Origin of the sequence: Actinophytocola sp. (assembly GCF_009379765.1) — a bacterium.
Lineage (GTDB): Bacteria > Actinomycetota > Actinomycetes > Mycobacteriales > Pseudonocardiaceae > Actinophytocola.
Genome location: NZ_WHTD01000236.1, coordinates 1 through 9,805 on the forward strand (window position 1 = coordinate 1; position 9,805 = coordinate 9,805).

The 9,805-nt window shown below is 69.5% G+C and carries 10 protein-coding genes and 2 pseudogenes; 8 read left to right on the forward strand and 4 right to left on the reverse strand.

Annotated elements, in window-relative coordinates:
• Positions 1-142: 142 nt before the first annotated feature.
• Positions 143-1,114 (reverse strand): annotated as a pseudogene (locus GEV28_RS40105) (enoyl-CoA hydratase-related protein); the annotation flags it as partial.
• A 97-nt stretch (positions 1,115-1,211) separates the two neighbouring features.
• On the opposite strand from GEV28_RS40105, the gene GEV28_RS40110 reads away from it, so the two are divergent.
• The 3 genes from GEV28_RS40110 (at position 1,212) to GEV28_RS40120 (ending at position 3,931) form a co-directional block, all read left to right on the forward strand.
• The gene (locus GEV28_RS40110; RefSeq protein WP_291419260.1) at positions 1,212-1,574 is read left to right on the forward strand and encodes a hypothetical protein; all 363 of its coding nucleotides are present in this window, start codon (positions 1,212-1,214) and stop codon (positions 1,572-1,574) included.
• Between the two features lie 66 nt (positions 1,575-1,640).
• Complete coding sequence (locus GEV28_RS40115) at positions 1,641-2,096, forward strand: FxsA family protein (protein WP_291419262.1); 456 nt, start codon at positions 1,641-1,643, stop codon at positions 2,094-2,096.
• Positions 2,097-2,395: 299 nt separating this feature from the next.
• Positions 2,396-3,931 (forward strand): Nramp family divalent metal transporter, encoded by a 1,536-nt coding sequence (locus GEV28_RS40120; RefSeq protein ID WP_291419264.1) that lies wholly within the window; start codon positions 2,396-2,398, stop codon positions 3,929-3,931.
• A gap of 10 nt (positions 3,932-3,941) precedes the next feature.
• On the opposite strand, the gene GEV28_RS40125 is transcribed toward GEV28_RS40120, so the two are convergent.
• Positions 3,942-5,372, reverse strand: coding sequence for a M20/M25/M40 family metallo-hydrolase (locus GEV28_RS40125; RefSeq protein WP_291419266.1), 1,431 nt, complete (start codon positions 5,370-5,372; stop codon positions 3,942-3,944).
• 39 nt (positions 5,373-5,411) lie between these two features.
• Positions 5,412-6,275 carry a sugar phosphate isomerase/epimerase gene (locus GEV28_RS40130; RefSeq protein WP_291419268.1) on the reverse strand — a complete coding sequence of 288 codons (864 nt, stop codon included), beginning with the start codon at positions 6,273-6,275 and terminating at the stop codon, positions 5,412-5,414.
• Positions 6,276-6,415: 140 nt separating this feature from the next.
• Between GEV28_RS40130 and GEV28_RS40135 the strand changes: the two genes are divergently transcribed.
• The 5 genes from GEV28_RS40135 (at position 6,416) to GEV28_RS40155 (ending at position 9,224) form a co-directional block, all read left to right on the forward strand.
• Complete coding sequence (locus GEV28_RS40135) at positions 6,416-6,808, forward strand: GntR family transcriptional regulator (protein WP_291419270.1); 393 nt, start codon at positions 6,416-6,418, stop codon at positions 6,806-6,808.
• Positions 6,809-7,588 carry a hypothetical protein gene (locus tag GEV28_RS40140; RefSeq protein WP_291419272.1) on the forward strand — a complete coding sequence of 260 codons (780 nt, stop codon included), beginning with the start codon at positions 6,809-6,811 and terminating at the stop codon, positions 7,586-7,588. It begins immediately after the preceding gene.
• Between the two features lie 99 nt (positions 7,589-7,687).
• Entirely contained in the window at positions 7,688-7,834 is a 147-nt protein-coding gene (locus GEV28_RS40145; RefSeq protein WP_291419274.1) for a hypothetical protein, read from the forward strand.
• A gap of 2 nt (positions 7,835-7,836) precedes the next feature.
• On the forward strand, positions 7,837-8,016 hold the full coding sequence (locus GEV28_RS40150; protein ID WP_291419276.1) for a hypothetical protein: 180 nt from the start codon (positions 7,837-7,839) through the stop codon (positions 8,014-8,016).
• Positions 8,013-9,224, forward strand: a complete 1,212-nt coding sequence (locus GEV28_RS40155) for an MFS transporter (RefSeq protein WP_291419279.1) — start codon at positions 8,013-8,015, stop codon at positions 9,222-9,224. The genes GEV28_RS40150 and GEV28_RS40155 overlap by 4 nt, the downstream gene beginning before the upstream one ends.
• Here GEV28_RS40155 and GEV28_RS40160 read toward each other — a convergent pair.
• Positions 9,190-9,805, reverse strand: a pseudogene (locus GEV28_RS40160) (NAD(P)(+) transhydrogenase (Re/Si-specific) subunit alpha); the annotation flags it as partial. The gene GEV28_RS40155 and the pseudogene GEV28_RS40160 overlap by 35 nt on opposite strands.

Below are 9,805 nucleotides of genomic sequence, written 5' to 3' on the forward strand. Positions count from 1 at the left end.
GGCATCCCCCAACCCTCACCACTTCAGGCCCGGCTCCTGGATCTACTCGGCGTCGACCCCACCACCCTAAGATGATCAAGTACCGCACCCGACAACCAACTCGAGTTGATCAACCCCCATGTGCGGAATACCCGGCTAGCAGCCGCTCGTAGCCCTCGACGGTCCCCGGGTCGCCCACGGTCCGGATGATCCAGGTGCCGAGCTCGGTCTCGTTGGCGCGCAACCGAAGGATGAGGTCGTCCAGCTCGCGGGTCATGGCCAGCGGCCAGAACTCGGCGCCCTGCTCGAGCCCACCGGTCACGGTGTCCGGCACCCGCAGCGTGATGGCGACCGTGCCGGCCTCCCGGTCGAGCACCGACGTGACGTACCGGTCGCGGCGCAGCGGGGTCAGCTCGATCCCGGTGGCGTCGACGGGCCTCGTCGACCGCTCGGCGAGCTGGGCGGCGCGCTGCCGGACGGTCTCCTCGAACTTGCGCGGCGGCGCCAGCTCGTCGACGAGCTTCCAGCCGAGCGCGGTGGTGCCCTTGACGCCGTCGGAGCGGGTGGCGAACACGTCGGCGAGGTCCTTGCGGGTACCGCGCTTGTCGACGACGCGGGTGAGGCCGCCGGTGCCGGGCAGCACGCCGAGCAGCGGGACCTCGGGTAGCGAGACGGTCGAGGAGTTGTCGTCGACCAGCACGATGTGGTCGCAGGCCAGCGCCAGCTCGTAGCCGCCGCCCGCGCAGGAGCCGTTGACCGCGGCCAGGTAGGTCTGGCCGGAGTTGGCCGTGGCGTCCTCCATGCCGTTGCGGGTCTCGTTGGTGAACTTGCAGAAGTTCACCTTCCACTCGTGTGCGGAACCGGCGAGCATCCGGATGTTCGCGCCTGCGCAGAAGACCTTGTCCTTGCCGCTGGTGACCACGACCGTGCGGACCTCGGGGTGCTCGAAGCGCAGCCGCTGGGTGGCGTCGTAGAGCTCGATGTCGACGCCGAGGTCGTAGGAGTTCAGCTTCAGCTCGTAGCCCGGGACGAGGCCACCCTGCTCGTCGACGTCGAGCACCAGCCAGGCGATGCTGCCCTCGATCCGGAGCCGCCAGTGCCGGTAGCCGTCCGGATGCGCGTCGAAGGACACCATCGGGACCCCCTCCTCGTGGTGGGACCATCCTATCCTCTACACATGCATGGCGCTCGTCAAGGTTATGTAGAAGATGGCCACCGTTAGGGTGCCACTCATGAGCCGTTCGGGGAGGCGGGCCGCGGTGCGGCTGGCCACGTTGCTGACCACCACCGGAACCCTGCACTTCGTGGCGCCGAAGCAGTTCGACGCCATCGTGCCGTCCGCACTACCAGGGTCGGCGCGGTTCTGGACCTACGCGTCGGGGGTGGTGGAGCTCGGGCTGGCCGGACTGCTGGCCGTGCCGCGGACGCGGTGGGTCGGCGGCACCCTCGCGGCGGCGTTCTTCGTCGCCGTGTTCCCGGGGAATATCAAGTCCGTGAAGGTCGCGCGGCATCCGGCGTTGAAAGCCGTCGCCGTGGCGCGGCTGCCGATGCAGGTTCCGCTGGTCAGGCAGGCACTTGCCGCCCGGGAGGGATGATCGGGAGCGTTTTGGGACTTTCGGGCGTTGTAGGGGTGACGGGACTTCTATGAGGGAGGCACTGCCGTGCCTGTGTTCGTGCTCCTGCTGGTCATGATGCTGGCCGAGATCGCGGTGATCGTCGCGATCGGGCAGGCCATCGGTGTGCTGACCACCATTCTGTTGCTGGTCGTCGTGTCCGTGGTGGGCGTGGCGATGCTGCGCAGGCAGGGCACCCGCACGCTGACCGCCTTCTCCGACGCGGTGCGCAACCGGCGGGACCCGTCGCCGGAGATGGTCGACGGCATGCTGGTCGGCGTCTCCGCCGCGCTGGTGCTCTTCCCCGGGTTCGTCTCGGACGTGCTCGCGTTGCTGCTGCTGTTCCCGCCCACCCGGGCCGTCGTGCGGCGCCGGGTGCTGCGGCGGGCCGACGCGCGCCGGGCAGCCCGCCCCCAGCAGGTGCTCGTGGTCGACTCCGAGGTCGTACGGCCCGAGCGGCCCGGCCCGATCGTGATCGACTCCGTACGCGAGGACCGCGACTGAGCCGGGCCCGTCCAACGCCCTGAACGACGCGCTCGGGACGCTCAACGTCCCCAACGACGCGTTCGGGGCATGTTGGCCCGAGGACCCCGTACTCGCTGGTGGTGGCCACCGGCTGGCCCATGTCGCCGTCGGTCGTGGACACAAGGACGACCCACCCCATCGACACTTTCGCGACGAGCCGTCGCGACAGGACGGTCACCCCAGCACGTTGGCGGGCGGTTCCCACTGGGAGAGTTCGCAGAGCGCACAAGATTGACGAATTAGGAGGGTATGCAGTATTCCAGACGGAGGAGGTCGCCATGGCCAACGATGTCGATGGACCCGCCACTTCGGAAACCACCGAAACCGTCTCGGAATACCACCTCGGCGTCAGCCGCCCGCCCCTCGGCGTGGCGGACCTGCCGGAACCAGAGGAAGTCTTCAAGGTTCGCCGCCTCGGCGTGCGACAGATCATCCAGTTCGTCATCGGGCCGAGCCTGATCGCGCTCGGCATCTCGATCGGCAGCGGCGAGTGGCTGCTCGGGCCGAACGCCATCGGGGAGTTCGGATTCATCGGCGTCGGATGGGTGATCACCGTCTCCGCCGTGCTGCAGACCTTTTACAACGTCGAATGTTCACGCTACGTCATGGCGACCGGCGAGGTGCCGATCGTCGGGTTCGGGCGGGTGCCGCCCGGCTGGAAGCTGTGGGTTCCCTTCGCCCTCATCGCGTTCTACTTCGCCTTCATCTTCGGCGGGTGGGCCGCGGGCGCGGGCCAGGGACTGTTCGCACTGATCACCGGGCGGCTGCACGAGCCGGACGAGATCGAGTGGGTCCGCGTGCTCGCCATCGGCCTGCTGCTCGTCGTCTTCCTCATCACCGCCGTGGCCCGCAAGATCTCCCGCGCGCTGGAGCTCGCCAACTTCGTGATTATCGGCATCCTGCTGACGATCCTGATCATCGTGTGCCTGGCGATCGTGCCGTGGTCGATCTGGTGGGAGGGCGTCCGCGGCCTGGTCACCCCGGCGGCACCACCGCCCGGGATCTCCGCGACCACGCTCGGCGGGCTCGCCGGGTTCACCGCACTCGCGTCGGGCCTGAACTGGTACGCGATGAACCACTACCGGGACAAGGGCTACGGCATGGGCTCGCGGGTCGGGTTCCTCTCCGGCATGCGCGGCGAGCGGCAGACGATCCGGCCGGTCGGCGTGACCTTCCCGGACACCGCGGCGAACACGTCGCGGTGGAAGCGCTGGTACAAGCTGCTGATGATCGACCTGTGGGTGGTGTTCTTCGGCGGCGCGATGATCGGCATGCTGCTGCCGACGATCCTCATGGCACGGGTCGTGCAGACCAGCGGTGAGGCACCGACCACGGCCAACGTGCCGACGTTCACCGCGGACAAGCTGGGCGCCGAGTACGGCACGTGGATGTTCTACCTGATGCTGTTCGTCGGTGTGCTGGTGCTGTTCTCCACCCAGCTAGGCATCTTCGAGGCGCTGGTGCGCAACTTGACCGACGCCTCGCACGCCATCAGCCCCAAGCTCCGCCGCAGGCTCGAGGAGGATCCGCGGAAGTTCTACTACCCGTTCATGCTCCTGCTGATCGTCGTCATCGGCGGCGCACTGCACCTCGCGCTGCCGACGGAGCTCGTGCAGATCTCGGCGAACATGTCGAACTTCGGCGCGCTGATGTTCCCGTTCGCGTTGATGTACCTGAACTCCAGGTTGCCCAGGGCCGCCCGCCCGCGGCCCTGGCACTACATCATCCTGGTGCTCAACGTGATCTTCTTCGGGTTCTTCTTCGTCAACTTCGCCTACGAGTTCATCACCGGCACGGCACTCGTGCAGTTCTAGGACTTGTGTTCTAGGACTGCGGGGTCGGGAAGGCGACCGGGCCGCGACGACCGGCCCGGTCGACCGCCCGCACCCCGAAGAACACGTTGTCCTTGGACATGTCGACGCTCGTCGCGGTCACGTCGCCGACCGGGATGGCGTGCGTCCACTCCGCGGCGGTGGTCTCCCGCCACACCACCTCGTAGCCGGCGATGTCGGGCTCGGTTCCGCGCTCCCACACCAGGTCCGTGTCGTTGGTGAGGTTGGCGGTGAGGATGTGCGTGCCCTTCGGCGCGCCCGGGGCGGTGGCCAGCGACCACAGCGCCGCCGCGTTGACCTTGGCCACCCGGGTGACGAACGCGAAGTCGCAGAACTCGATCAGGTCGCCGAACTGCTTGCCGTCCTCGACCCGCACGTCCTGGTGCTGGTGGGCGAAGTTCTCGTTGGGCTCGGTGAACCGCGCCGCGGGGTAGCCCCGCTCCAGGAAGCTGATGTGGTCCCCGCCGCGCAGGTACCGGTCGCGCCGGTAGATCACCCGCACGTTCATCCCGGTCTCGTCGTTGTCCGCCACCTCGCGCACGAACCTCGCCAGCTGGCGGGACGGCGAGTCGTTCTCCCCGCCGACCGCACGGCGGATGTTGCCCTCCTGCGGGGTCTCCGCGGTCGGCACGCCCTCGGCGAACAGGCGGATCGTGCGCGGGTCCCGGGTGCCGTCGTCGGCGGTGCTGCTGCCGACGATGTCGTTGGTGAACATGGCTTGCACGTCGGTACCGGCGGCCTTGAACAGCTCGGCCAGGTGCGCGGAGCCGTACAGGCCCTGCTCCTCGCCCGCCACCGGGGCGAACACGATCGTCGCCTCGGGCGCGCGCTTCGCGAGCACCCGCGCCAGCTCCAGCACGACCGCCACACCCGACGCGTCGTCGTTGGCGCCGGGCGCGTCGCTGGTCGCGTTCATGATGTCGGTGACCCGCGAGTCGTAGTGCCCGGTCACCACGTACACCCGCTCCGGCGACGTCGAGCCGCGCAGTGTCGCGACCACGTTGGTGATCCTTGTCGGGACGGGGATCCGGCCGCCGTCCGGCTCCTGGATGTAGGACTGCAGCTCGACGGTCATCCGGCCGTCGGACGCCTCCGCGTACGTCGACATCTCGGCGAACATCCAGTCCCGCGCCGCGCCGATCCCCCGTACCGGATCGTCCTGCACGGAGAGCGTGTGCCGGGTACCGAACGACACGAGCTTCGCCACCGTCGCCTCGATCCGCCGCTGGTCCAGCTCGCGCAGGATGCCTCTCAGCTCCTTGCTCGGCTTCTGCGCCAGCGGCGGCCGGTCGGAGTCGTGGCCGTGTCCGGGATCGCCGGAGGCGACCCCGGGGACCCCGACGAGTGACACACCGCCGGCCGCCACCGAGGCCGCGAGAAAGGTTCGCCGTGATGCCTTGGATTGCTCGGGATTCTGTGCCATCCCTACTGCCTACACCGGTATCGCCACGTGGTACAGACCTCAGAACCGGACGTTGTCCAGATATTCGAAGCTGTTGCGCGCGGTGTCCAGCGGTGCGGGCTGGTCGTCCCGCTCCACCAGCCAGTACCGGACGCCACCCCGGTCGGCCTTCTCGAAGATGCGGCGGAAGTCGACCACGCCCGCCCCGACGTCGGTCCAGCCGCCGGCACCGTTGTGGTCCTTCACGTGCAGCACCGGGAACCGGTCCGGGTGGTCCTCGAACAGCCACCTGCTGTCCGCACCCGCCCGGTCCGCCCAGCCGAGGTCCAGCTCGAAGTCGACGTAGCGCGGGTCAGTCTCGTGCAGCAGGATCTCGTAGAGCGACTTGCCGTCGATGACGCGGAACTCCGAGTCGTGGTTGTGGTGCAGCATGCCCATGCCCAGCTCCCGCGCGGCCACACCCGCCTCGGTGAGCTGCTGGGCGCCCAGCCGCATCCCTTCGATGGTGTACATGTCGCCCGGGAAGGACGACAGGACGACCCACCTGACGCCGATGGTCTTCGCCTCGGCGAGCTTGTTCGCCCAGTTCCCGGTGATGTCGCCGTGTCCGACGTGCAGGATCACCGGGTTGAGCCGGGCCTCGCGGCACATGTCCCGGATCTCGGCCGCCGGCCTCGGGAATGCGCTTACCCCGACGCACTCGTAGCCGATCCGCGCCATCGCCATCAGTGTGCCGAGTGGATCGGCGGCCAGGATGTCGCGAACGGTGTAGAGGTGCATGCCGATGCCGCTGTCCGGGATGCTCCTCCGGTGCCGGCCCGGGCTCGCGGCCGCGGCGGTGGCGGTGGTCAGGCCGGCGCCGGCCGTGGCGGCGACCGTGGTGACGGCGACTGTCTGCAGGATTCTACGTCTCGTCTGGTCCATTCAGGTGCGCTCCAGTGGTCACGTTCCGGACCTACGTCATCTCGGAAAGTACCTGAGAAAGCGCTTTCCTGCTAGACCCCGGGTGCCGGCGCCCCGCGGGCTTGACTCGCGGGGCGGTGCTGTGGTTCATTAGTTGAGTAATGAACCGACTGACCCAGCTGGCGGCGCGGATGTTCGACGACCGGAGCCCGATCTACCGGCAGATCGCCGACCGGATCGAGGCCGACGTGTTGAGCGGGACGCTGGGTGGCGACGAGCAGGTCATGTCGACCAACAAGTACGCGGCGTTCCACCGGATCAACCCGGCCACCGTGGCCAAGGCGTTCCAGCAGCTCGTCGACGACGGCGTGCTGTACAAGCGGCGCGGCATCGGCATGTTCGTCAGCCCGGACGCGCCGGAAAAGTTGCGGGCCGGGCGCCGCAAGAGCTTCCTCACCGACGTGGTCGATCCGATGGTGGCGCAGGCCAAGGCCATCGGCGTCCCGGTGTCCGAGCTCATCGAGCGGATCACCGAACTCACCGGAGAGGGATGAATGAGCACGATCATCGAGGCGGACCGGTTGTCGTTGCGGTACCACGATGTCACCGCGCTCGACGAGGCGCGCTTCACGCTGACCGGCGGCAACGTGCTGGAGTTCGCCGGGTACCTGCGGGAGAGCTGGGACTCCGGCTACGCGACCGAGCTCGCCGAGCTGTTCTCCTTGCCGCTCACCAAGTCCGTCGGCTCGCTCTCGCACGGCCGGCAGTGCGCGCTCGGCATCACGATCGGCCGCGCCTCGCGCACCCAGGTCACCATGTTCGACGAGTCCTACCTCGGGCTCGACGCGCCGTCGCGGTACAAGTTCTACGACGCGCTGCTCGCCGAGGCGATGGCCCACCCGCGCACGATGATCATCTCGACGCACCTGATCGAGGAGGTCAGCGCGTTGTTCGAGGAGGTGCTCATCCTCGACGAGGGGCGACTGGTGCTGCACGAGCAGGCGGAGACGTTGCGCGCGGCGGGATCCGCGGTCACCGGCGACGTCGAGACGGTCGACCGGTTCGTCACCGGGATGCGCGTGCTGGGCGTGAAGACGTTGGGGCGCACCAAGTCCGCGATGGTCCACGGCGAGCTCGACGGCGAGCGGCAGGCGCAGGCGCGGGCGCGGGCGGCGGGGTCTCCGAGAGCGTCCTGCACTACGCGGCCACCCAGGCGCCGCGATGGCTGGTGTTCGGGCTCGGCATCGACGTCGTCTCGACGTACCTGCGGATGCACCTCGCGCACGGGCGCACCCGGCGCGACTTCATCGGGCAGGCCGTGGCGTACACGGTGATCATGTCCGGCTTCACCGCGGTGCTGATCACGGTCGGATACCTGCTGGAGCGCGGGTTCTACGCGTTGTTCGGCTGGCCGCAGACGCTCTCGCGAAGGCATGTTCTCCACCGCCGGCCAGTATCCGGCGATCCTGGGCACGTTCTGGCTGATCTTTCTCATGTGGACGATCGCCGGTGTGGTCATCGGGCTCGGCTTCTTCCGCTCCACCGGCATCGGCTTCTCACCATCCCGACCGGGCTCCTGATCGTGCTGCCGAGCATCGTCGCGACCCGCAGCGGCGGCCTGCCGTTCTTCGGGGACGAGCTCGCCGACCTCGACATCGCCACCGGCGTGGTGCTCGCCGGGTCGGCCGCGCTGTTCGTCGTGGCGGTCGGGATCGTGTGGGCCATCGTGCGCGACGTACCGATGAAGGCCAAGACTCCGTGACCCGGTCCGGGGCGCTGGGCCTCGTACGCGGCAACCGCGCGTTCGGTGCCCTCGCCCTGGCCAGGATCGTCTCGCTCACCGGCGACTCGCTCAGCCTCGTCGCCCTCATGCTGTACACGGCGAACACCGCGGGCGAGGCGCTCGCGGTGGCGTTGTTGCTGCTGGTCGGCGACTTCGCGCCGGCGCTGCTGAGTCCGCTCGCGGGCGCGGTGTCCGACCGGTTCGACCTGCGCCGGGTGATGATCGCCGCGGAGCTGGTCCAAGGTGGACTGATCTGCGCGATCGCGCTCACCCTGCCGCCGCTGCCGATCCTGCTCGTGCTGGTGGGTCTGCGCGCGGCGGCCGGCCAGGTGTTCCTGCCGGCGTCCCGCGCGGCGGTGCCGGCGCTGGTCCCGGACGCCGACCTGCCGGCGGCGAACTCGGTGCTGGGCTTCGGTTCCAACGGCGGCGAGGCACTCGGCCCGCTGATCGCCGCCGCGCTCGTCGGGGTGCTCGGCATCCCGGGCGTGCTGCTGGTGGACGCCGCGTCGTTCCTGGTCTCCGCACTACTGCTGCTCGCCGTGCCAGGGCTGCGCCCCGGTGCCGCCGAGCACGAGCCACTGCTCCGCTCCGCACGGATCGGCCTGCGGTTCATCTGGTCACGCGGGCCGGTTCGGGTGATCGCTCTGGGGTTCTGCGCGGTGGTGGCGTGCAACGGGGTCGACGACGTGGCGCTGGTGTTCCTCGCGACCGACACGTTCGACGCGGGCGACGCGGCGGTCGCGCTGCTGCTGGCCGCGGTCGGCATCGGGCTGGTCGCCGGCTACGCGCTGCTGACCGCGTTGGGCACCCGGGTGTCGATGGTGGTGCTGCTGCTCGCCGGGTTCGCGGTGAGCAGCGTCGGGAACCTGCTGACCGGGCTGGCGTGGGCGGTGGCCGCCGCGTTCACCGTGCAGACCGTGCGCGGCATCGGCATCGCCGCGATGGACGTCGCGACCAACACGCTGCTCCCGCGCCTGGTGCCGGCGAGCATGCTGGGCCGGGTGTTCGGCAACCTGTACGGCGCGATCGGCGTGGCCGCCGCACTGTCCTATGTGGGCGGAAGCGTACTGCTCGACGTGACCTCGGCGCCGGTGACCCTGGTGCTGGCCGGTGGCCTGGGCACGCTCGCGACGATCGCCACCGCGGTGGGGCTCAGCCGGGCGCTTCGCCCAGCGCCTCCCGAGTAGGCGCGTGCCGGACCTCGCCCGCGTGCGTGACGCAGGCGCCGGCGACGATCTCGTCGTCGAAGTTGGGCGCGAAGCCGTCCTCGGAACGCATGAGCAGCACCAGGTTGACGACGTTGGTGCTGTAGAGATGGCTCGCCTGGGCGGGCAGCTGGCTCGGCACGTTGTGCCCTCCCCACACCGACGCGCCGCCGATCGTGATGTCCTCGCCGGGCCGGGCGCCTTCGACGTTGCCGCCGGACTCCGCCGCGAGGTCCACCACCACCGAGCCGGGCCTCATCGCGGCCACCATCTGCTCGGTCACGAGTACCGGCGCGGTCCGGCCGGGCACCGCGGCAGTGGTGATCAGCACGTCGGCATCCGCCACGTGCGGGGCGAGCAGCGCACGCTGCAGCCGCGAACGCTCCTCGGTCATCTCCCGCGCGTAACCACCGGCACCCTCGAGCGTCGGCAGCTCCAGCTCGACGAACTCGGCACCGAGACTGCGCACCTCCTCCGCCGACGCCGCCCGCACGTCATAGGCCCGCACCTTCGCACCCAACCGGCGCGCGGTCGCGATCGCCTGCAGACCCGCCACACCCGCA